Origin of the sequence: Chitinophaga sancti (genome assembly GCF_034087045.1) — a bacterium.
Taxonomy (GTDB): Bacteria; Bacteroidota; Bacteroidia; order Chitinophagales; family Chitinophagaceae; genus Chitinophaga; species Chitinophaga sancti_B.
Genome location: NZ_CP139247.1, coordinates 6,873,905 through 6,895,748, shown reverse-complemented (window position 1 = coordinate 6,895,748; position 21,844 = coordinate 6,873,905). Strand labels below are relative to the sequence as shown.

Annotated in this window: 18 protein-coding genes; 13 read left to right on the top strand and 5 right to left on the bottom strand. The window is 44.4% G+C overall.

Going from position 1 to position 21,844, the window contains the following annotated elements; genetic code table 11:
• Positions 1 to 16: 16 nt before the first annotated feature.
• Positions 17 to 745, bottom strand: a complete 729-nt coding sequence (locus tag SIO70_RS27715) for an SRPBCC family protein (RefSeq protein WP_320576340.1) — start codon at positions 743 to 745, stop codon at positions 17 to 19.
• Positions 746 to 852: 107 nt separating this feature from the next.
• Positions 853 to 1,482 (bottom strand): hypothetical protein, encoded by a 630-nt coding sequence (locus SIO70_RS27710; RefSeq protein WP_320576338.1) that lies wholly within the window; start codon positions 1,480 to 1,482, stop codon positions 853 to 855.
• Between the two features lie 101 nt (positions 1,483 to 1,583).
• On the opposite strand from SIO70_RS27710, the gene SIO70_RS27705 reads away from it, so the two are divergent.
• Positions 1,584 to 2,426, top strand: a complete 843-nt coding sequence (locus SIO70_RS27705) for a DUF1080 domain-containing protein (protein ID WP_320576337.1) — start codon at positions 1,584 to 1,586, stop codon at positions 2,424 to 2,426.
• A 151-nt stretch (positions 2,427 to 2,577) separates the two neighbouring features.
• On the opposite strand, the gene SIO70_RS27700 is transcribed toward SIO70_RS27705, so the two are convergent.
• Complete coding sequence (locus tag SIO70_RS27700) at positions 2,578 to 2,754, bottom strand: hypothetical protein (protein ID WP_320576335.1); 177 nt, start codon at positions 2,752 to 2,754, stop codon at positions 2,578 to 2,580.
• Positions 2,755 to 2,948: 194 nt separating this feature from the next.
• Between SIO70_RS27700 and SIO70_RS27695 the strand changes: the two genes are divergently transcribed.
• The 5 genes from SIO70_RS27695 to SIO70_RS27675 all read left to right on the top strand — a co-directional run bounded on the left by SIO70_RS27695 (position 2,949) and on the right by SIO70_RS27675 (position 9,629).
• Complete coding sequence (locus tag SIO70_RS27695; RefSeq protein WP_320576333.1) at positions 2,949 to 3,659, top strand: RNA ligase family protein; 711 nt, start codon at positions 2,949 to 2,951, stop codon at positions 3,657 to 3,659.
• Positions 3,643 to 4,752: an AAA family ATPase gene (locus SIO70_RS27690; RefSeq protein WP_320576331.1), complete on the top strand. Its 1,110-nt coding sequence runs from the start codon at positions 3,643 to 3,645 to the stop codon at positions 4,750 to 4,752. The genes SIO70_RS27695 and SIO70_RS27690 overlap by 17 nt, the downstream gene beginning before the upstream one ends.
• 279 nt (positions 4,753 to 5,031) lie before the next feature.
• The gene (locus tag SIO70_RS27685; protein WP_320576329.1) at positions 5,032 to 5,676 is read left to right on the top strand and encodes an START domain-containing protein; all 645 of its coding nucleotides are present in this window, start codon (positions 5,032 to 5,034) and stop codon (positions 5,674 to 5,676) included.
• A 520-nt stretch (positions 5,677 to 6,196) separates the two neighbouring features.
• Positions 6,197 to 7,588 (top strand): DUF1080 domain-containing protein, encoded by a 1,392-nt coding sequence (locus SIO70_RS27680; protein ID WP_320576326.1) that lies wholly within the window; start codon positions 6,197 to 6,199, stop codon positions 7,586 to 7,588.
• 28 nt (positions 7,589 to 7,616) lie between these two features.
• On the top strand, positions 7,617 to 9,629 hold the full coding sequence (locus SIO70_RS27675) for a hypothetical protein (protein WP_320576324.1): 2,013 nt from the start codon (positions 7,617 to 7,619) through the stop codon (positions 9,627 to 9,629).
• 111 nt (positions 9,630 to 9,740) lie between these two features.
• On the opposite strand, the gene dcd is transcribed toward SIO70_RS27675, so the two are convergent.
• Positions 9,741 to 10,277, bottom strand: a complete 537-nt coding sequence (gene dcd / locus SIO70_RS27670; protein WP_320576322.1) for a dCTP deaminase — start codon at positions 10,275 to 10,277, stop codon at positions 9,741 to 9,743.
• Between the two features lie 47 nt (positions 10,278 to 10,324).
• On the opposite strand from dcd, the gene SIO70_RS27665 reads away from it, so the two are divergent.
• The 7 genes from SIO70_RS27665 to lpdA all read left to right on the top strand — a co-directional run bounded on the left by SIO70_RS27665 (position 10,325) and on the right by lpdA (position 18,471).
• A complete protein-coding gene (locus SIO70_RS27665) occupies positions 10,325 to 10,939 on the top strand; it encodes a 4'-phosphopantetheinyl transferase family protein (protein WP_320576320.1) in 615 nt (204 codons plus the stop codon).
• A gap of 27 nt (positions 10,940 to 10,966) precedes the next feature.
• Complete coding sequence (locus SIO70_RS27660) at positions 10,967 to 11,476, top strand: shikimate kinase (RefSeq protein ID WP_320576318.1); 510 nt, start codon at positions 10,967 to 10,969, stop codon at positions 11,474 to 11,476.
• The gene (locus tag SIO70_RS27655) at positions 11,469 to 11,891 is read left to right on the top strand and encodes a DUF423 domain-containing protein (RefSeq protein ID WP_320576317.1); all 423 of its coding nucleotides are present in this window, start codon (positions 11,469 to 11,471) and stop codon (positions 11,889 to 11,891) included. Before SIO70_RS27660 ends, SIO70_RS27655 begins: the two co-directional genes overlap by 8 nt.
• A gap of 8 nt (positions 11,892 to 11,899) precedes the next feature.
• Positions 11,900 to 13,324, top strand: coding sequence for an alpha/beta hydrolase (locus tag SIO70_RS27650; RefSeq protein WP_320576315.1), 1,425 nt, complete (start codon positions 11,900 to 11,902; stop codon positions 13,322 to 13,324).
• 206 nt (positions 13,325 to 13,530) lie between these two features.
• Complete coding sequence (locus tag SIO70_RS27645) at positions 13,531 to 16,125, top strand: DNA translocase FtsK (protein WP_320576313.1); 2,595 nt, start codon at positions 13,531 to 13,533, stop codon at positions 16,123 to 16,125.
• A gap of 96 nt (positions 16,126 to 16,221) precedes the next feature.
• The gene (locus SIO70_RS27640) at positions 16,222 to 16,893 is read left to right on the top strand and encodes a LolA family protein (RefSeq protein WP_179091384.1); all 672 of its coding nucleotides are present in this window, start codon (positions 16,222 to 16,224) and stop codon (positions 16,891 to 16,893) included.
• Positions 16,894 to 17,064: 171 nt separating this feature from the next.
• Positions 17,065 to 18,471 (top strand): dihydrolipoyl dehydrogenase, encoded by a 1,407-nt coding sequence (lpdA, locus tag SIO70_RS27635; RefSeq protein ID WP_320576311.1) that lies wholly within the window; start codon positions 17,065 to 17,067, stop codon positions 18,469 to 18,471.
• 114 nt (positions 18,472 to 18,585) lie between these two features.
• Here the strand turns inward: lpdA and SIO70_RS27630 are convergent, their stop codons facing one another.
• Positions 18,586 to 21,429, bottom strand: coding sequence for a S8 family peptidase (locus SIO70_RS27630; RefSeq protein WP_320576309.1), 2,844 nt, complete (start codon positions 21,427 to 21,429; stop codon positions 18,586 to 18,588).
• Positions 21,430 to 21,844 lie beyond the last annotated feature (415 nt).

Sequence of the window (21,844 nt, the reverse complement as noted above, 5' to 3'; positions counted from 1 at the left end):
AATGTGAAACCCTGCACTATAGTGCCGTAATTTCTCCTGTTTCCACATAGTTTTTAAATCTCAGAATATCTTTCCTGATCATGTTTTCAAACGCAGGATTCAGTATCCACGCCAGTCCTGTGCCTACGTAGCCCGCTGGTGGACGATAGGTGATGATCACTTCCATTTCGGTACCGCCACCGACCGCATCATTAAATGTGATCTTGCCCGCAGTTACCAGGTCTGACCCCGGAGCAGAGCGCCATCCGATCATATCACCAGGTTCATCTTTAATTATCTCTGCATCCCACTCTATGGTACCTAGTTTGCCAGGGCCGGTAGCTACCCAGTGTGAATGATGACTGTCTTTTTCTGTTACTACCGCAAGATGACGCATAAAATGCGGTAGGTTTTCTACAGCACGCCAGAAACTGTACACTTCAAAACGGGGCTTGTCTACAATGAATTTCGTACGAATGTTGATCGCACTATTGTGTTTATCAGACGAGCTTCTGCCTGCTGCTGCGGAAATAGGGCAATTTCCTGAAATACCTCTGTATAAGAGATAACCACCGGTAATCAGTCTTAGCAAACTACGAATGGGGTGTTTGTTTACCTGACTAATAGCGCTGGTAGTCATCAGCGCACCGCCTACAATAGAAGCGATCCGACCGGGTTTACTTACATTCAGTATATTGGAGTGTTCATATAAGGCTGTGGCTCTGGGTTCGCCATGACCATTCAAAGGATGATTATACTTACTCATAAATAACACATTTACAATTGGTAATACTAAAATGTTGCTAAAGGTTCAAGTAGTTGATAATCAGTAATTATTAAGAATTTTAATTGAGTATTGAAATTCACAGACTGCTAGTCTTTGTAATCAGCGGCCAGTTGTTGATAGATGTCATTTCCCCAATGAGGGGCTAAGGCATTATCCGGTTTAAATGCCGCAAATCGCTGGCCAGCTTCTGCAACCAGTGGGGCCGCTTTCTTTTTGCCACCACCAAAGAAGGCAGGCGTGTGGTACACCACTAGTGCTTTTAGCAGGTAAGCACGTGGATTTGTGCTATCAGCAGCAATCGCTTTGTCAGAATATTCCTTGCTATCAGATCCCAGTGTCACACCTCTGGTAGGACTTGCATTGATCCTTGCAGACAACCAGTAAGCCATTAATGTGAGTGCTTCTGTATTTGTTGGCTGCATATCCAAGGCTTTTTTAACATATGACTCAGCTTTATCAGTCAATGGTTCAGCTTGTCCTCTTGGGGCCTGAAAACTGGATTGGGTATATGCCCAGCCTGTATAATATTGTAATAGGAATTCGTTGGGATCTGCTTTGACCAAAGCCTCAAGCGCATCAATATTATTTTGCCATGTACCAAAGGTTTTTGCCGTATCCAATTGGGACAATACTTTTTGCAGGCGTTGTTGCCAGGAATCCTGGGCGAAAGAAAAATGGCATATGAGGACAAGGATGAGTGTAAACAGTATTTTCATGCGAATACATTTTATGAGTCTTGCCCCAATAACATGCCAACCCACTATGAAATATTGTCAACATGACATATCTTAATACTTCTAAAATCAAAAACAGAGTTATGAAAAAACTGTTGACTGTTGGCTGCCTGCTGTTGTCCCTCGCCTGCTCGGCCCAGCAAAAAACTAAAAAAGGATGGATGCAGCTTTTTAATGGGAAAGATCTGAAAAACTGGGATATTAAAATCAGGGGTCATAAACTGAATGATAATTTCGGCAATACTTTCCGCGTAGAAAACGGTATTCTTCAAGTGCGCTATGACCAATATAAAGAATGGGGCGAGTTGTATGGACACATGTTTTACAGGAAGAATTTTTCTGCATACCTGTTGATTGCAGAGTATAGATTTGTGGGTGAACAGGTGAAGGGTGGACCAGCCTGGGCACTTCGTAATAATGGGCTGATGCTGCATGGGCAAAGCGCTGCCAGCATGGGTTTGAACCAGGATTTTCCTATTTCTCTGGAAAACCAGTTGTTAGGTGGTAATGGTAAAGACCCCCGTTCTACCGCGAATTTATGTACGCCGGGTACCAATGTTGTGATCAATGGAAAGTTTATTACAGAGCATTGTATTACCAGTACATCTAAAACATATGATGGAGAGCAATGGGTAAGAGTAGGTGCGTTGGTGTTAGGTGACTCTGTGATCAAACACATTGTATTTAACGATACGGTAATTGTATACAATAAGCCACAGGTAGGTGGTGGAAATGTGACAGGTGCTGATCCTGCGCTGTTGAAAGAAGGACGTTTACTGACGGAAGGTACGATCTCTATACAGAGTGAAAGTGCGCCGACTGATTTTAGAAAAATAGAGGTATTTGATCTTTCTCCTTATATGAAAGATCCTAAAAAACTGGATGCGATCATCCATCAGTTACAGGAAGAAACGAGGACAAAATAATTAAAATGGGGTATCATCCTTCAATGAAACTCCTGAGAATCTCATAAATGGAATCTGGCTTCATCAGGTATCCGAATGAAATGAGCGTGTATCAAATTGAAGTGTCTAACTTTTTAGCAGCACTTTAACTTTTGATACACGCTCTTTCTTTTTATCGTATTGCGACTACCGGTGTTTTGAAAGTAGTATCCGGTGTCTCAACATGAATAGCTCCATGAGGTGGTCCTGGTGGTTTGGGTGGTCTTGGTGGCCGTCCATGACGTGGCGGCACACAACTCGCGCCCAACAATATTATCCCCAACAACAATGGCATGAATCTGTGTTTCATATTGTAGACAATTTAGTTCTACGATTAAAAAATCAAATTACATGCCTGAAAAATACCTATCTTTGCGCCCAATAAAAAAACAATTCAAACCTTGCGCCATGTAATCTCACAGGCATATTAACCACTGCTCCCGCCACCTGCACCCTTGCAGGCATGGCCTGTGAATCTTTTGTCTAATCCAAACCCTGAACAACATGGCTATTTCAGAAAAATATGGCCGTACCTACCATTTTCCGTTCTCACCGGGTACCACCAGTGATGATCGTATCCAGCATGATTACTGGCAATACATCAGCACTATACCCACACTTATACATACGGAAAAACTGGACGGTGAAAATAATTGTCTTTCCAGGCATGGTGTATTTGCGCGCTCACATGTAGCGCCCACTACATCGCCCTGGACAGAGAGTCTGCGACGTTACTGGCAGATAATAAAAAACGACCTGGGTGATCTGGAAGTTTTCCTGGAAAATGTATATGCGATTCACTCTATCGCATACAGCAATCTCGATTATCATTTTTATGTATTTGCAGTCAGAGAAAACGGGCAATGGCTCAGTTGGGAAGAAACCTGCTTTTATGCAGCTATGCTGGATCTGCCGGTAGTACCAGTCATAAAAACACTAACTACACCTGCGTCCCAACAATCATTCGAAAGTGAATTACTCGATATTGTCAAAGGTCCTGGCGCCTTTGCCGCACACGATGCATTCACCGGTGCACCCGCCACCATGGAAGGCGTGGTCACAAGAGATGCAGGTAGTTACCGCGTATCTTCATTTGCTGAACACGTATTTAAATATGTAAGAAAAGGGCACGTAAAAACAGATGTGCACTGGACGCGCAACTGGCGTCGTGCCCGATTAAATTTTGAAGGAGGTCAACATGTGGACTATCAGTGAAAATAAATCATGGAATTATCTTGAACAACAGTATGAATGGGTAAAACGAATGCATGATACACCGCAGGATGCACGGCATCATGCAGAAGGGAATGTGGCGATACATACGCAAATGGTGATAAATGCATTGATCAGTTTACCAGCATATCAGGCACTTGATGTACAAACACAGGAAATTATGTGGGCGACTGCATTGCTGCATGATGTAGAGAAAGCAGGAACTACGGAAATATTGCCTGATGGTTCGGTAGTGTCTCCCGGTCATGCGCGCAAAGGAGAAATGACGACGCGGCAGATTTTGTATAAAGAAATACCTACGCCATTTGCGATCAGGGAACAGATTGCAAAACTGGTGCGTTTCCATGGATTGCCTTTGTGGGTGTTTGAAAAATCGGATCCTGCAAAAGCTTTGATCATCGCAGCTTTGCAGGTAGATGTGCGCTTGCTGGCGTTGTTTGCAAAGGCGGATGTATTGGGTAGAATTTGTCCGGACCAGGAGGACTTATTGTATAAAATAGAATGCTTTGAAGAGTTGTGTAAAGAGCAACAGTGCTGGGGGCAGGCGCCTTATTTTTCAAATGCACATGCAAGGATGAATTATTTGCAAAAAGCAGATACAGATCGTAGCTATGTACCTTTTGAAAAACCTAAAACAAAGGTGGTGATCATGAGTGGTTTGCCAGGTGCGGGGAAGGATACTTACGTACAGAAACATTACAAAAACTGGCCGGTGGTTTCACTGGATGCTATCAGGATAAGTATGAAGATTGCACCGACGGATAAATCTGGTAATGGGCGGGTGATTCAGGAGGCAAAAGAACAAGCCAGGGTATACCTGAGAAACCAGCAGGGTTTTGTGTGGAATGCTACGAATATTACACAATCAATGAGGGAACAATTAATTTCATTGTGTATACAATATGCGGCGGAGATAATCGTCATATATGTTGAAGTCCCGTTTAAAGCATTGTTTAAACAGAATAGTGCGCGGGAGGCTATCGTGCCGGCTGGGGTTATGCAACGGTTGGTACATAAGCTGGAGGTACCGGATATTACAGAGGCGCATGAAGTAGTGTATGCAGTGAGTTCATGAAGCCGGAAGCAGGCCACGGGATCGTATATGCTTTTGGCTCATAAAGCTGGGAGCAGGCCACAGAGTGGTGTATACGGTAAGTTCGTGAAGCTGGAAGTAAGCCCACCGGATCAGCTAAATAGCCGGGAAATCGCTTTCCTGTACAAGTGTTATAATATTGCTAAAATGTAGTGTACTATCACTTAGGAAAGCGCCTTCCCAACTTCCCAGAATCATTTAATCCGTAAATTGCAAGCAACCCGGCCATTTTGCTATCAACCTTTTGGCCAAGGCACAGACATGAAGAAAAGTTTAATGATTATTAGCACGGCTATGCTGTTATCCCTTTTTTGTTATGCCCAGAATGACTGGAAACTAAAAGACAATAAGGACGGGATTAAGATCTACACGAAGACAGTCGAAAACTCCAACTTAAAAGCCATCCGGGTTAAAGTTGCAGTAGAAGCTACCCTTAGTCAGTTAGTATCTATCATTCTCGATATTTCATCGGCAAAAGATTGGGTGTACAGTACGAAATCAGCTTCCTTACTTAAACAGGTAAGTCCAGCTGAACTATTTTACTACTCTGAAGTAGCATTGCCATGGCCGATTACGAATCGTGATTTTGTAGCGCACCTGATTGCTACGCAGGATGCGAAGACAAGAGTGGTGACCATCGATGGCCCTGTGGTGCACAATTATGTGCCTGAGAAAAAAGATATTATAAGAGTTAGTAATTCCTATGGGAAGTGGGTACTAACCCCGCTTCAGAATAATATGGTGTATATTGACTATACACTGGAAACCGACCCGGGAGGTTCTATTCCTGTCTGGTTGGTAAATCTCTTCGCTACCAAAGGGCCAATGGAAACTTTCAAAAAGCTGAAAGTGCAGTTGGCCAAACCTGCTTACCGGAATATTCATTTGTCATTTATTAAGGAATAGGAAGGCGATACGCCCACTATTAAAGGATAACTCCACGTTAAGTCCACCCTGGAAAGGGTGCGTCTTAGCCCTTGTCATGCTGCTAACATATCGCCAGAAGTTCATCATAAGCAGAAAAATCCATCTTAAATCTACTTCAGGTCCATCTTATGTCCATCCGGGGTCCATCCTGGTAAGGGTGAGCCTTCGATATAACTATACTACCAACATATCACCAATAGGGCACCAATAGGTCACTAAAAGGGCACCTCAATATCCCCCGGATAATGAAGTGCCCTTATAATATACTTATAATACCCTTTTAGCACTAAAACTTCACTATAGCCAGACTATCCTCCGCCTATCCTTAACCATTTGTACTTCCCAATTTCAATTTCTATATTGCATAATCGTCAAAAGGTCTCAACGCTAAAATTTCACATTCTTTATTCTTTTGGCGCAATTTTATTGTAACGTTATGGTACTTAGATCGAAAAATCATGCTAGCCGGTCTTTGACAGGCTTCCTTTGCCTTTGTGGTATGGGAACAGCTTTTGTCAATCCAGCATTCGCGCAATCCGGCAGTCTGCCACTACAGGACTTATCCTCTTTTCATGACCCAGGTCCCAGCTGGAGCATCGTCAATGACGCTGCCGCCGCTTTAGATAAACCTCATGAACTGAGCTTTTCCCCAGGTACCGGTGTACTCCTGAACCTCCCGGACAAAAAACACCCGGGTCAGGACCTCTTTTCCAACGCTGAATATGGAGATGTAGACCTGGAACTGGACTATATGATGGCTCCCGGCTCCAACTCAGGCGTATATCTCGAAGGGAGGTACGAGATCCAGCTCCTCGATAGCTGGAGCAAAACCAACCCTACAGCCGGCGATAACGGCGGTATTTATGAGCGATGGGAAGACAGCCGTCCCTCGGGACTACAGGGTTACGAAGGTCATGCACCCCGCTACAATGTAAGCCGTGCACCAGGCCTCTGGCAACACCTGAAAGTTTCCTTCCAGGCGCCCCGCTTCGACGCCAATGGGAAAAAGATTGCCAATGCACGTATGCTCCTCATTACCCTGAATGGTGCAGTTATTCATGAAGATGTAGAACTCCTTGGTGCTACCCGTGGCGCGATGGAAGGTGGTGCAGAAAGTGCTACCGGTCCACTTCGCCTGCAGGGTGATCATGGTGCCGTCGCTTTCAGGAACATCAGCATCAAAAAAAGAGATGCGGCCAATGAACCACAGGTGGTCAACAACCGTCGTGACAATGTAGATCCTATCTATGTAGACGCCCCTGTAAACACCGTTCTTCGCAGCTTTATGGACGTGCCTAACCTCCGCATTGTTCATGCGGTAAACGTAGGTAGCCCTGAACAGGTACACTACACTTATGATATGGACAGAGGCCTGCTGGCACAGGTATGGCGAGGTGGTTTCCTCGACGCTACCCCTATGTGGCATGACAGAGGCAATGGTACTTCCCGCCCACGTGGCACTGTGCAAACTTTAGGCACCCCTTCCTTTACCCTGGCCAAACTCGCCAACGCGCAGGCGACCTGGCTAACTGATACTACCGGCACCGGTTATCGCCCAAAGGGTTATGTTCTTGATGACAAAGACCGCCCAACCTTCAAATACCTGATCTATGGCACTGCTGTAACGGATGAAGTGCGTGTACTCTCAGAAGGCCATGGTGTACATCGCGAAATAACCGTGGCAAATCCTGTAGATGGACTGTATGCAAAGATTGTAGCAGGTAGCAAAATAGAACCTGTTTCAAAAGATCTGTACATCGTAGATGGCAAAGCTTATTACCTGCAACTGGAAGATACCGGCAATGAAAAGCCGATCATCCGTGATGCCGCCGGAGGAAAAGAAATGATCATTCCTATCCACGGTAAACTGAGCTATGCCATTCTTTTCTAATCGTTCCTTAATCTTTTGAATCCTGCACATGAAAAACATATTAAAAAAGGCGGTGCTCTGCGGCATGATGCTGGCCGTAACCTCGATGGCCACACGGGCACAGGAAACGCCGAAAGAAGAAGACTACTTTAAGATCTTAAAAATGAAAGCCCCCGAAGGGATCCTGCTCGAAGTAGGTGGGCTTTGTGTATTGCCAAATGGCGACCTGGGTGTATCGACCCGCAGAGGTGATATTTGGGTGGTACATGGACCTGATAGCCGTAACCCTTACTGGACAAAATTTGCCAGCGGGCTGCACGAGATCCTGGGCCTCGTATACAAAGACGGGGCGTTGTACTGCGCACAGCGCGGGGAACTCACTAAACTGATGGATACCAATATGGACGGTAAGGCAGATGTATACGAAACTGTATATGCATGGCCGCTATCCGGTCATTATCATGAATATAGCTTTGGTCCTAAATTAGCGCCTGACGGATCTTTTTTTGTATCCGGCAACGTTGCTTTTGGAGATGAAGAATGGTGGAGAGGGGAGAGCCGTGTTCCATGGAGAGGTTGGATGATGCACATTTTTGAAGATGGACATATGGAGCCTTATGCTACTGGTTTCCGGTCTCCCTGCGGGTTGGGTATGATCAATGGGGAATTGTTTTATTCTGAGAACCAGGGTGACTGGGTAGGTTCCGGTGGTGTATGGCAGGTGAAGAAAGGTGCTTTTATCGGTCACCCTGCGGGTTTACGCTGGTCACAGGAACCGAATTCTCCTGTGAAGGTTACAGAGAAACAATTCTTTTCACTGGTAGATGGTCGTCGTACTAAAAATGCAGAAGGTCGTTATATCAAACCAGAAAATGTGGTGAATGAAAAGTTCGTGACACTGATGGATGTAAAGAAAGAAATTCCTGATCTGCAATTGCCGGCGGTGATCCTGCCACATGGTATACAGGGTATTTCCAACTCTGAGATAGTACAGATCCCTGAAGGTAGCTTTGGACCATTTGCAGGTCAGTTGCTGGTAGGTGATCAGGGACAGAGTAAGATCATGCGTGTGGTGATGGAGAAAGTAGATGGTGAATACCAGGGTGTGTCTTTTGACTTCCGCCAGGGATTTCAGTCAGGTGTATTGAGAATGGCATGGGCTAAAGATGGCAATACTTTGTTTGTAGGCGAAACCAACCGTGGTTGGGGTTCTGCCGGTGAGGCGAATGAAGGTTTGCAAAGACTGGTGTGGAATGAAAAGATGCCGTTTGAAATGAAGACGATCAAGGCAATGCCGGATGGTTTTGAGATTGAATTCACTTTGCCGGTAGATAAAAAATCTGCGGAAGATGTAGCGTCATATCATGTAGAGAACTTCACTTATAAGTATCATGCGGTGTATGGTAGTCCGATGGTGAATATTGGGCAGTGTCCTGTAAAAGGCGTGAAGGTGTCAGAGGATGGACTGAAAGCAAGGATTATTGTGGATAGTCTGCGGCTGGATTATGTACATAATATCGTGCTGGAAGGTGTGAGAGAGAAAGAGCATTTTTATTCACTGATTCATAATAATGGGTATTACACATTGCATCATATTCCACAGGGAGCTAAGTTGGCAATGAGTCAGGTGAGTACTTACAATTCAGAGAAGGTGAAAAAGGCGGCGGTTACAGCGGGAAAGGCTGGTACATCGGCCACTGCAAAAGGAACTACCGGTACTGCCGGAAAAGCTGGTGCGGGTGGAACATCTGTCACAGGAACAGCTGGAACTGGCAATGCTGCAACGGCTGCTGCCGGGAAGAAAATCCCTTCATTTGAAGAAGTAAAACCTTTGCTCGCCAAATACACTTGTCTTGCCTGTCACAATCCTGACAAGCGCCAGGTAGGTCCGGCTTATAAAGAAATTGCAAAGAGAAAATACACGAGTGATCAGATCTTAAAACTGATTGCGAATCCAAAGCCACAGAACTGGCCGGAATATGCGACAGAAATGCCGCCGATGCCACAGGTGCCGAAGGTAGATGCGCTGAAGATAGCGGCGTGGATTAATTCGTTGAAATAATTTCGAAGCGTAAGGTCTGCACTGCTTTTAAACCAGCCGCAGGCTTTGCCCTTAAGTAAAAAAGCTTTTGCCGCAAGGCAAAAGCTTTTTTACTTGATATTTAAAATAAGTTTAGAACTGATTCTTCCACATCATACTCTCCACTGGTTTTACAGTACGTCCATTATACTTTGCATTCCCCTTCTTATTATAGAAAGTCTCTACATCTCCTTCCACTACAAAATAAATCAACTGCCCTATCGGCATGCCGGCATATATCCTCACCGGCTGTGCACAGCTAATTTCCAGCGTCCATGTATTACAAAAACCTACATCACCTTTACCAGCCGTAGCATGAATATCGATCCCCAAACGTCCTGTACTTGACTTCCCTTCCAGAAAAGGCACATGGGCATGCGTTTCCGTATACTCCTCTGTTACACCCAGGTACAGTGTGCCCGGCTGTAGTACGAAGCCTTCCGGCCCTATTTCAAAATGTTCAATTTCGTTGTGCGAGCGGGCATCCAGTACACGGTCTTTATAAGTAGCCAGATACTTGCCCAGATGTACGTCGTAAGAGTTAGTGCCGAGATACTTCCGGTCGTAAGGTGAAATGACGATAGTGCCTTTCTCAATTTCCTCCAATATCCTTTTGTCTGACAGGATCATAGATCGGGTAAGTTGTTTTTGGTTATTATGTATTAATTTGGCAAGATATGCCATTAATACGTACGATACAAATATCTCCCGGCAGCCGGCTGGGGGTTTGGCAGATCGGAGAGGACGAAACCTTCTTCAGGAAAAGGGTGAACATATCCCCGGCCATACATCATCCGCACAAACGACTGCAGCATTTTGCCGGTCGTTACATGTTGACGGAGCTATTTCCTGGCTTTCCTTTGGATAGTATCCAGATCACGGAAAGCAGAAAACCTATATTATTGTGTAATAGTTTACACTTTTCTATCTCTCATTGCGGCGATTTTATAGCCGCCATTGTGAGCCAGGATGGTGCGGTAGGTGTAGATATTGAGAGTATGAACGATAAAATTGAGAAAGTCTCCCATAAGTTCCTGTCACCAAAGGAGCGGGAATTTATCGATCCGGCCAATTCTCTTGCGCACAAGACCATTTGTTGGAGTGCCAAGGAGGCCGTGTTCAAATGGTATGGCCTGGGGAAGGTTGATTTTAAGGAAAATATGCAGTTAGAGCCATTCCCATACCAACCATATGGGTTTATGCACTGTAATTTTAACAAAGCAGATAAAAAAGCCAGACTATCTTTGCAATACATAATTGCGGACGGCCTGTGCCTATCCTGGACCATTTAATGCATTCACTATTTAAATATACACTGCTTGAAAATCTTTTTATTAGGTTTTATGGGTGCCGGAAAGTCCTATTGGGGTAAACAGCTGGCTGAGCATCTTGAGTTACCATTCTATGACCTGGACGATGTAATTGTAGAATCAGAAGAAATGTCCATCAGTGATATCTTTGCCAACAAAGGAGAGGATTATTTCCGTGCAAAGGAAAGTTTCTGGCTGCGGGAGCTGTCAGAAGGGGAGCATTTCGTGATTTCCTGTGGAGGGGGAGTACCCTGTTTCCAGGATAATATGGATGTGATGAATGAAAGAGGTACCACTATCTGGTTGAACCCGGAACTGTCCCTGATTGTAGACCGCCTGAAGCGTAAGAAGTCAAAACGCCCGCTGATAGCGGATTTGCCGGATGACGAGATCATGGCATTCGTAGAGAAAAAACTGGCCGAAAGGCAGCCTTTTTATCAACAGGCACAAATTACAATAGCAGAATCTGACAACGTAACATTAGATACATTTACCAAAAGATTGAACAATAATGCATAAGGGCTTTTTAATCTGGGCATCCGTATTTGGCATATTAGGGGTAATAATGGGTGCTTTCGGAGCACATAAGTTATATGACCTGGCTAAGGTTTACGACCTGGCTGATCCTGAAAAACCATTTACGACGCTTTTGGAGAGGGCTTATAAGACAGGGGTGACTTACCAGTTCTACCACGCTTTGGCTTTAATAGCTGTGGCACTGCTATATGTTTATATACCAGGTTCCCTTACACAATGGGCCGGACGCTGCTTCATCACCGGAGTGATCCTGTTTTCGGGTTCCCTTTACCTGATTACATTTGTGAAATTCGCAAAAATAGATTTTCCTTCAATTATTGGTATTCTGACGCCGATCGGAGGAGTATTCTTCATCGCAGGATGGGTTTGCCTGTTGCTGGCGGTCGTTAAGAAATAAACGAACTTATGCTTAGATATGTGGTTTTGACCTGCCTGGGTTTATGCCTGGGAGGATTTGTATTTGCACAATCCGGTCCTGACATTAGCGGGAAATGGTATGGTATTCTGAAAACCCCGCAGGGGCAGAAGCAAAGATTAGTACTTACTTTCGACAAAGTTGATGGTGAGTGGGAAGGCCAGATGGTGAATCCGGATGAAGAGGATGCACCTGTAGACATGGATACCGTGGCCGTGACAAACGATAGTCTGAAGTTTTCCATTCCTCGTATTGGTGTGGTATTTATGGGTGCATGGACGAACCGTAATACCTACAATGGTTTCTTCTACCAGGTGAACAACAGGGTGAGCATTTACTTTTCCCGCAAGGAAGTGAAGGAAGATGATTTGCCGGCAGAGCGTCCGCAGACGCCAAAGCCACCGTTTGCATACGATACTGAGGACGTTAAATTTGTCAATAAAATTGATAAAGTGCTGCTGGGCGGTACGCTGACAAAACCGGGTAACAAAGCACAGGAGCCATATAAAGTGATCATACTCATTCCGGGTGCTGGTCATCCGGATAGGGATAATGAAATTTTTGGCCATCGTCCGTTTGCAGTGATAGCGGATTATTTAGTAAGAAAAGGAATTGCTACGTTACGGTTTGATCAGCGTGGTATAGGAAGTAGCACACGGAATTATGACTCTGCCAGTATCGGCAATTTAGCCAATGATGTGCAGGCTGCCCTTGATTACTTGAGAAGCCGAAAGGATATTGATTCTGTTGGAATTGGATTGTTAGGGTATGGAGAAGGTGGTGCCGTGGCTGAAATGGTGGCGGCAAATGATAAGATGATCGCTTATCTGATGCTCATGGCTGCGCCAGGGGTAGATGGGCAAACACAGTACCTGAACAGGATGATGACGACGGCAGCTTCCTATGGTGATTCGAAAGATCGTATCAGAGATTATAAAGGATATTATCAGCCTTACCTGAAGGTGTTGGTGAATCAGAAGGATACGCTTTCCCGGAAGACGATTGCTTATAACTACTTAGGTTTGGTGTACAACCGTTTTGGAGATAGTACAAATCTAGCTGGAAAACAGCAGTTTGTACGCGAAGTGTATATGGCAGATACCCGGCCACGGGCGCTGTCATTACTAAAATTTGACCCCGCGCCTTACCTGGCAAAGATCAAATGCCCGGTGCTGGCTATGAATGGAGGCAAGGATGTGGAGACAGAAGCCACCAGTAATTTGCAGGGCATCCAGGCAGGGTTGAAGGCAGGTGGAAATGAGATGCTGACCATGCGGAATTTTGTGGGATTGAATCATTTATTCCAGCAGTGTACTACGTGCAGGATAGAGGAATATGGTACGCTGGATGAGACGATCAATCCGATGGTGATGGAAATGATGGCGAAGTGGGTATGGTTGCTGTATGGAGAATAATGATTGAAAATATTTATGGAAAAGGTTTTGCTGAGAGGCAAAACCTTTTTTTATGGCAATTCATGCCGCCTGACGGCGAAGCCAAATTAAAAAAATAAGGTAACTTCCCTGTGCCGCAGGTTAATACCATCGCCATTTTCAGGTATATATGAAAATTAATTCTTAATATATCAACCTGTGGCCTTAATTTTGGAGCGCAATAGAATATGTCTAAGAACAAACTGAAAACTGAAAAACCAGAAAGCAAAAAGGCTCCTCGTGCTAATGACCCCAACGTATTGAAGCAGGAAAAAGAAGCAGAGGTAAAAGTAAAGGAGCTGGTAAAAGACGAGCGCACCCACAAAGTTCTGGGTGTGATATGTCTTTTATTGTCCCTCTACTGTTTTCTTGCATTCACCTCGTACCTCTTCACATGGCAGGATGACCAGGACAAAGTATTCCGCTATAGCGCGAACATTCTCCTGATGGATAATGAAGCGGTAAAAGTAGAAAATCTACTGGGTCGTTTGGGTGCATTTGTTTCCCATTGGTTTTTTTACAAAGGGTTTGGCGTCGCTTCCTATCTTTTTTGCTACCTGTTCTTTATTCTCGGTGTCAACTTCATCGTGGGCCGCCGGGTATTCAGGGTATGGCGCAATGTTAAGTATATCCTCTTTGGTTTATTGTTCATCAGCACCACGGCTGCATTTGTAGCAGGTCTCGCTGCTGCAGATTTTGCATGGGGTGGGGCTATGGGTGACAGCGTGAGCAAATGGATCTCTGGTTTCCTGGGTACGGCTGGTGCAGCTTTACTGTTGATGGTAGCTGGTCTGGCCTGGTGTATCTGGAAGTACAACCTGGATTTCAAGTGGGTATTGCGCAACCCAAAACCACCTAAGCCACAGTTGGCCGGAATGCCCGAAGGCGTGGATGAAGATGTGGAAGTACCTGTGACAAAAGAGCAAAAGCGTAAGAATGGCCTGAAGGAAAGAGGTAGTGTCATTATCGCACCTGCGATGGAAGAACCGGAGATGGAAGACATGCAGCTGGTAGAAAAAAGCATGCCGCTGACAGTGAAGCCTCCGGTAGTAGAAGAACCCGTAGAAGAAGAAATAGAAGAGGAGGAATTAGAAGAGGAAGATGCGGGCCCATTGTTGTATATCGAAGAAACGATAGAGCAAACCAATGCCCGCAATAAAAAGAACAACGCACCTTTAGATGTAGCGTGGGAAGTGAAGCCTAGTAAAGACGAACCAGATGAAGTGCTGGCAGAAGCCACTGGTACAGTGGGCGAAGCTGCTCAGCTGGATCCATACGATCCTTCGCTTGATCTTCGCGATTACAAACATCCGTCACTTGAGCTGCTTGATAACCACAATACAGAAAAGGTTGTGCAGGATGCTACAGAACTGGACAGAAACAAAGACCAGATCATCAGCACTCTTAAGAACTATGATATTTCCATCCAGAAGATCAGTGCGACTGTAGGGCCGACAGTTACCCTGTACGAAATAGTACCGGCAGCCGGTGTACGCATCTCCCGTATCAAGAACCTGGAAGATGATATTGCCCTGAGTTTGTCTGCATTGGGCATCCGTATAATTGCGCCAATTCCGGGTAAGGGTACTATCGGTATAGAAGTGCCGAATGTGAAAAAGAGTATGGTGTCGCTGCGTAACCTGCTGGCATCTGAAAAGTTCCAGCAGAGCAATATGGACCTGCCGATCGCTATCGGTAAGAAGATCGACAACGAAAACTTCATTGCTGATCTGGCCAAAATGCCCCACTTGCTGATGGCGGGTGCTACCGGCCAGGGTAAATCGGTGGGTATTAATACCTTGCTGGTTTCACTTTTGTATAAGAAGCATCCTTCTCAGCTGAAGTTTATCCTGGTAGACCCGAAGAAGGTGGAGCTCTCCCTTTATAAACTGATAGAGAAGCATTTTCTTGCCAAGTTGCCGGGCGAAGAGGATGCTATTATCACCGATACTAAAAAGGTAATTCATACCCTGAATGCCTTGTGTATAGAAATGGACCTGCGTTATGACCTGCTGAAAGAAGCAGGTACCCGTAACATCCGTGAGTATAATAATAAATTCGTACAGCGCAGGCTGAACCCGCAAAGGGGACATCGCTATCTGCCATTTGTGGTACTGGTGATTGATGAGTTTGCGGATCTGATTATGACAGCGGGTAAAGAAGTGGAAATGCCGATAGCGCGTCTGGCTCAGTTAGCCCGTGCGGTGGGTATTCACCTGATTATTGCTACCCAGCGCCCATCAGTGAACATTATCACAGGTACGATTAAGGCGAACTTCCCGGCTCGTATTGCTTTTAAGGTTTCGAGTAAGATTGACTCCCGTACAATTCTTGATATTGGTGGTGCAGAGCAGTTGATAGGTCAGGGGGATATGCTGGTGTCGTTAGGCGGGGACCTGGTGCGGTTGCAATGTGCATTTGTCGATACTCCTGAAGTAGAAAGAGTGGCGGAGTTTATTGGGAAGCAACGATCTTATCCGGAGGCGTATCTTTTGCCGGAATATGTGGATGAGAAGGATATGGATGGGAAGGAAGTAAATTTGCAGGACAGGGATCCGTTGTTTGAAGAAGCTGCCAGGGTGATCGTGCAAAACCAGCAGGGATCGACGTCTCTGTTGCAGCGCAGGATGAAACTGGGTTATAATAGAGCAGGCAGACTGATGGATCAGCTGGAAGCTGCTGGTATTGTGGGGCCTAATCTGGGGAGTAAAGCGAGGGAGGTGAATGTGAAGACGGAGACAGATCTGGAAATGATATTGAATGATTTGGGTGGGGGATTTTAATTGTATTTCCGCCTTTTTGGCACAATCTTAACAATCCGGGAACGTCCCGGCATAACATTTGTTTTTACTACTACAACAATAAAAAAACTTACCGTAATGAGGAAAATTTTATTCATGAGCATGTTGGCAGGGAGTGTAGCAATGAGCGGCATGGCTCAGACAAAAACAGGTAGCCTGGGTGCGAATGACCCGAAAGCAAAGGTGATCCTGGATAATGTTAGCAAGAAGTTTTCAACTTTCAAGACTGTTGTAGCTAACTTCGTATTGAAAGTAGAAGGTGGCAACAACAGCGTGACAGACTCCAAGAAAGGAACTGTATATGTAAAAGGCAGCAAGTATAAAGTAAACCTGGAAGGCCAGGAGATCATTAGCGATAACAAGACTAGCTGGACTTACCAGAAAGATGCTAATGAAGTGACAATCAATAACGTAGATCAGGGTAGCACACAGCTCACACCTGCTAAGTTGTTTACTAACTTCTACGATAAGGATTATCTGTACCGTTTGGATGCAGAAACTACAGAGAAGGGTAAGGTTTATCAGAATATTGAGATGACGCCTACAGACAAGTCTAAGAATGTTTTTAAGGTAATTGTGTCAATTGACAAGAAAAACCAGAACATTTCGAGGATGAAAATGTTTGAGAAGAATGGAAATCGTTATACATACGAGATTACAAATTTCACACCTAATACCAACCTGACTGATGCTACATTCAGCTTTGATGCTAAGAAGTATCCAGGGGTAGAGGTAGTGGATTTGCGATAAAATATTGATGGATCTTCGATTAAGAAGAAAGAAAAGCCTGGCTATTTTTGGCCGGGCTTTTATATTTATGGATATTTTATTTTATATGTAAGAGGAAGCCTGTTTACAAGCATACTAGCAATTGCACATTTTTTTACTACCTTTGGCAAGTTTTAATTAAAATTAAGCATTATGGCATACGACGTAATCGTAATTGGTAGTGGCCCCGGTGGATATGTGGCTGCTATCCGTGCTTCTCAGCTGGGATTTAAGACGGCAATCGTTGAAAGGGAGAACCTGGGCGGTATTTGCTTGAACTGGGGTTGTATCCCTACTAAGGCATTGTTAAAATCTGCACAGGTATTGGAATATATACAGCATGCCAAGGCCTATGGAATCAATGCAGGAGAAAGCAGCGCTGATTTTGATGCTGTTATCAAGCGCAGCCGTGGTGTTGCCGATAAGATGAGCAAGGGTGTGCAGTTCCTGATGAAGAAAAACAAAATTGATGTTCTGCTGGGTACCGGTAAGCTGAAAGCTAAAGGCCAGGTAGAAGTTACAGATAAGGACGGTAAAACTGCAGTACACGACGCTAAGTACATTGTACTGGCTACAGGTGCGCGTGCCCGTGAACTGCCTAACCTGAAAATTGATGGTAAGAAGGTAATCGGATACCGTGAGGCAATGGTGCTGCCTAAACAGCCTAAATCCATGATCGTAGTAGGTTCCGGCGCTATCGGCGTTGAGTTTGCTTATTTCTACGCTACCCTGGGTACTAAGGTGACTATCGTTGAATTCATGCCGCGCATCGTTCCGGTAGAAGACGAGGATATCTCTAAAGAACTGGAAAAGATCTACAAGAAGAAAGGTATCGAGATCATGACCAATGCATCTGTTGAAGCTGTAGAAGCAAACGGTGATGGCGTGAAAGCGAAAGTGAAAACTGCAACTGGTGAGATCAGCCTGGAAGCAGATGTTGTACTGAGTGCTGTTGGTATTCAGGCTAACATCGAGAACCTGGGTCTGGAAGCACTGGGTATCAAGACCGACAAGGGTCGTGTACTGGTAGACAAATATTATCAGACAAATGTACCGGGCATTTACGCTATTGGTGACATGGTTCCTGGTCAGGCATTGGCGCACGTAGCTTCTAAGGAAGGTATCGTTTGTATCGAAGCGATCGGTTATAATGAGAAGAAGTATGCTCACAAACCTGAGCCTATTGATTATATGAACATTCCTGGTTGTACTTATTGCGCACCAGAAATTGCTTCTGTAGGTTATACTGAGAAAGCAGCGAAAGAAGCTGGTTACGAAGTGAAAGTTGGTAAGTTCCCATTCTCTGCGTCAGGTAAGGCGACTGCCGCTGGTGCGCCTGAAGGGTTTATCAAGGTGATCTTTGATGCAAAGTATGGTGAGTGGCTGGGTACGCATATGATCGGTGCAAATGTTACTGAGATTATTGCGCAGACAGTGACTGCACGTAAGCTGGAGACTACTTATCAGGAGGTGCTGGATTCAATTCATCCACATCCGACTATGAGTGAGTCAGTGAAGGATGCGATTGAGGTGGCTTATGGTGAGGCGATACATTTGTAATAGAAAGTATTAGCGCTATATTTAGGGTCCCGGAGTTTACCTCCGGGACTTTTGTTTTTTAGGGAGTTGTTTTTTAGTGGCGGGTGGTATGAGGTGATTATACCATCCGGATACTTAAAGTTTTACCAGCTTGGTGGAAAATACTTTTTTCCCCTCATCATATAATACGCAGGTATAGATACCCGGCTGTAATTGTTCGACGGATACCGTTTCCAGCAGGCTGGAAAGGGTCTTGGTCAGAATCAGTCTTCCACTCATATCAAACAGCTGCAGCTGCATATTGCTCATGCTTTTGTTAACTACATTCACCAGGTTGGTAGCAGGGTTTGGAAATACCAGGTGGTCATGCTGCTTCAACTGGTATACAGCTACCGGGTCTGAGTAAATATCTGTACCGTTATCTGTGACGAGTCTGACCCTGTAATAGAGTAATCCTTCAGGTGCATTTTCATCTTCAAATGTATAACTGGTAGAAGTGGTAACTGTGCTGGTACCAATAGGTACATAATCATTGCCGGAGAGCCGTTGCCAATACAGTTCACTGATATGCCAGGTAGTGCCCAGTGTTAATACGAGCGATATATTTTTATCCGTTGTTTCATTTGCCAGTAAGCTTTTAAAATAACAACCTGTACCCTGTAACTGGTAATTGGTGGCGTAGCTTTTCAAGCCAGACCAGCCTTCTGTGTGCAATGGACTTACTGCATAATAGGCTGAATTACCTGAAGCGGTCAATGTCAAAAAAGTATCCACTGTTTGTGTGTAAGGCAGGAGATAGGTGGTGCCCATATTATAGAGTTGATAAGCACCGGCATTTTGTAATGTATTCCAGAAGATCATGGCACTGTCTTCGCAGTCATAACCTGTTTGTAAGGTAAGGCGGGGGGACAGATAAAAGGTATCACTGATAAAGGAGGTATCTGTGGTGGTGTATTTTAATAAAGCAGTACTGAAAGTATCAGGAATGGTCCAGTAATACAGACCGGTCGCGGTATTCAATTGTGTTGCGATGGATTGCCAGGTTGCGCCTTTATCATAGCTGCATGAAATATCTCCTTTACCCGTTACATTCGAATGCCATCGTAATGGAAAGGGGACAGGGTTTCCTGCTACTATTACCTCTTTAGCACCCGGATTTTGCCATTCAAAGTTGTTTTTAGGTATATAGCCATAAGCAATATAAAAAGCCTGATTTGGAACGTTTAAATGATGCGTAGCCACCTGTACCTGATACGTGCCTGCAGTAGGGTTATCGATAGTGACCTGTTCTACATTGTTCAGACTATCACGGGAACGATGTGGTGCAGCAGATAATGAATCTGATACAGGTGCTGAAGACAATACCCAGGGAAGATAATTACTATTACCTGTATTTACGGTTAAGTCCAGGTCATTCACCAATGCACTGGCGGCATTTGCTTCGGCAGGGGGATCATTCCAGCAGAGGGTGACTTTTAACTCCTGTATACCTGCGGGTACCTGTATAGAGAAAGTGCCATTATCAGTGCCTTTTAAAAAGTGATTTTCTGCTAATGTCTGTACCGCATGTAATGCATGTAAACTTCCAAATCCATTGCTATAGTTAATACCATTGCCGGCTGCACTATTGATCAATATCGCTTTGATCAGTGCTGCCGAAGGCATGGTATGATACACCTGTTTATACGCCTGTTGTAATAAAGCTGCTGTACCGCTGCACAATGCTGCTGATCCTGAAGAACCATCTATTCCAAATGCCACTAACTCAGGTTTGATACGTCCATCATATGCAGGACCTTTTGAACTGATAGATGGCACATGCAATGAATCGTCAGTAGCGCCCACTACTAATACATTCTTTGCCTGTTTGAATGTGCCTGTCAGATTTGCAAACCCGGTCATGTTTTGATAAATGCCTGTAGAATCTGCATCTGTACCTATATTGCCTGAAGAGAATACATGCAGCACAGTATCTGTATTATACACCTGCTCATCAAATGCTACAGCTTCTGCACCATAGTAATTTTCTATACCCGTACCATAAGAATGATTCTGAATAGAGACATGATATGCACGCATATAACTGCTATCCTCAGGCAGTAAACTATAATTATAATCAGCAGGGCATAACAATGCCTGCGGTGCAGCCCCCATGCCTTTTTCACCGGTATTGCCTGCACCTGCTATCATCGTCGCCATAATAGTAGCATGCGAAGAAAAGTTTAGTGAGGCATTTTCATTATATAAAAATCTTCCTACTAAATCAAGATCAGTTGTATCGAATAAATCTTCTTTTAATGATATTGTGATGTCACTTCCTTTTATCGCAGGATAAGCCTGTTGTACAGTATTGATCGCATTCGCAGAGATATCTGCTGAATTAATTCTTTGTTCCGGAGATGCTTTGCGTTGTACATCGGCAAAAGAAATAAAAGGTTGTGCTATAAAGGAAGACCAGTCTTTTGTGTAAATAGAAACAGTGTAAGATTGCCCATAGTGGTGTAGAATGCGGCAATATGCAGGTGGGGCTGATGATGTCACAATTAAACTGATACTGTCGTTCAGTAAATTAAAATGGTCTCTCAGTGAGCTGGTGGTGTCTTCCAATGAACTGATATTGTCTCTCAATAAATGTATACTGTCTCTCAGTGACAATATACGAAGCAAATTCGTACTTGCTTTCCAGTTATCATTTGCATTATACGTATACACCACCTTCTTCTGCAAACTACTATCGAAATTTGTCTTCTTTAGTATAAAATGCAATTGGCTCAATGATTTTACTACACCATAATCATGCAGTGATTTACCGGGATATTCACGGAACTTTACGAGGTAGTAATCTGTATATTTACGCGACTGAGATCCCGCAACGTCGCTGCTGGCGTATCGTGCAGCTACCTGGTCAGATAACTCCTGTGCGCCTGCTGATAATGATTGGCATACTAATAAGTGTAACAATACAAGGGTTGCTCTCATAAAGATTTTGGGTTGACAGGTTGCTCTTTGCTTCAAATAAAACTAATGTAATTCATTCATAACTTTGATTAGCAAGGAAAGAAAATTTTTTTTTGGTTTCGTGGAAAGTTGTAATATTGGACCCGAGCAACTAAAATCTAAACGTCGAGGCAATTGATACCAGAGATGAAGTATACAGCCATATACTGGCGTTAACCAAAGGAATCAAATACTCATTGAAAACCCGGAGAGGACGCGGATCTTGCCATACCGTTTCTTTCACCCACATCACTTTATGAGCACTAAAAATATGTATCAACAGTAACAATTTAAACTTGATGATGCACGTAATGTGCAGCAACTGTAAACACGAGCAATTATCTGTCGTTAGCTGTATTTACTGATGATAAATACGTCCATTTCTCATCAGCGAATC

Bases quoted from the DNA above. Each gene is read 5' to 3' on its own strand.
- SIO70_RS27715 (WP_320576340.1), bottom strand. From the start codon at position 745: ATGAGTAAGTATAATCATCCTTTGAATGGTCATGGCGAACCCAGAGCC.
- SIO70_RS27710 (WP_320576338.1), bottom strand. From the start codon at position 1,482: ATGAAAATACTGTTTACACTCATCCTTGTCCTCATATGCCATTTTTCT.
- SIO70_RS27705 (WP_320576337.1), top strand. From the start codon at position 1,584: ATGAAAAAACTGTTGACTGTTGGCTGCCTGCTGTTGTCCCTCGCCTGC.
- SIO70_RS27700 (WP_320576335.1), bottom strand. From the start codon at position 2,754: ATGAAACACAGATTCATGCCATTGTTGTTGGGGATAATATTGTTGGGC.
- SIO70_RS27695 (WP_320576333.1), top strand. From the start codon at position 2,949: ATGGCTATTTCAGAAAAATATGGCCGTACCTACCATTTTCCGTTCTCA.
- SIO70_RS27690 (WP_320576331.1), top strand. From the start codon at position 3,643: ATGTGGACTATCAGTGAAAATAAATCATGGAATTATCTTGAACAACAG.
- SIO70_RS27685 (WP_320576329.1), top strand. From the start codon at position 5,032: ATGAAGAAAAGTTTAATGATTATTAGCACGGCTATGCTGTTATCCCTT.
- SIO70_RS27680 (WP_320576326.1), top strand. From the start codon at position 6,197: ATGGGAACAGCTTTTGTCAATCCAGCATTCGCGCAATCCGGCAGTCTG.
- SIO70_RS27675 (WP_320576324.1), top strand. From the start codon at position 7,617: ATGAAAAACATATTAAAAAAGGCGGTGCTCTGCGGCATGATGCTGGCC.
- dcd (WP_320576322.1), bottom strand. From the start codon at position 10,277: ATGATCCTGTCAGACAAAAGGATATTGGAGGAAATTGAGAAAGGCACT.
- SIO70_RS27665 (WP_320576320.1), top strand. From the start codon at position 10,325: ATGCCATTAATACGTACGATACAAATATCTCCCGGCAGCCGGCTGGGG.
- SIO70_RS27655 (WP_320576317.1), top strand. From the start codon at position 11,469: ATGCATAAGGGCTTTTTAATCTGGGCATCCGTATTTGGCATATTAGGG.
- SIO70_RS27650 (WP_320576315.1), top strand. From the start codon at position 11,900: ATGCTTAGATATGTGGTTTTGACCTGCCTGGGTTTATGCCTGGGAGGA.
- SIO70_RS27645 (WP_320576313.1), top strand. From the start codon at position 13,531: ATGTCTAAGAACAAACTGAAAACTGAAAAACCAGAAAGCAAAAAGGCT.
- SIO70_RS27640 (WP_179091384.1), top strand. From the start codon at position 16,222: ATGAGGAAAATTTTATTCATGAGCATGTTGGCAGGGAGTGTAGCAATG.
- lpdA (WP_320576311.1), top strand. From the start codon at position 17,065: ATGGCATACGACGTAATCGTAATTGGTAGTGGCCCCGGTGGATATGTG.
- SIO70_RS27630 (WP_320576309.1), bottom strand. From the start codon at position 21,429: ATGAGAGCAACCCTTGTATTGTTACACTTATTAGTATGCCAATCATTA.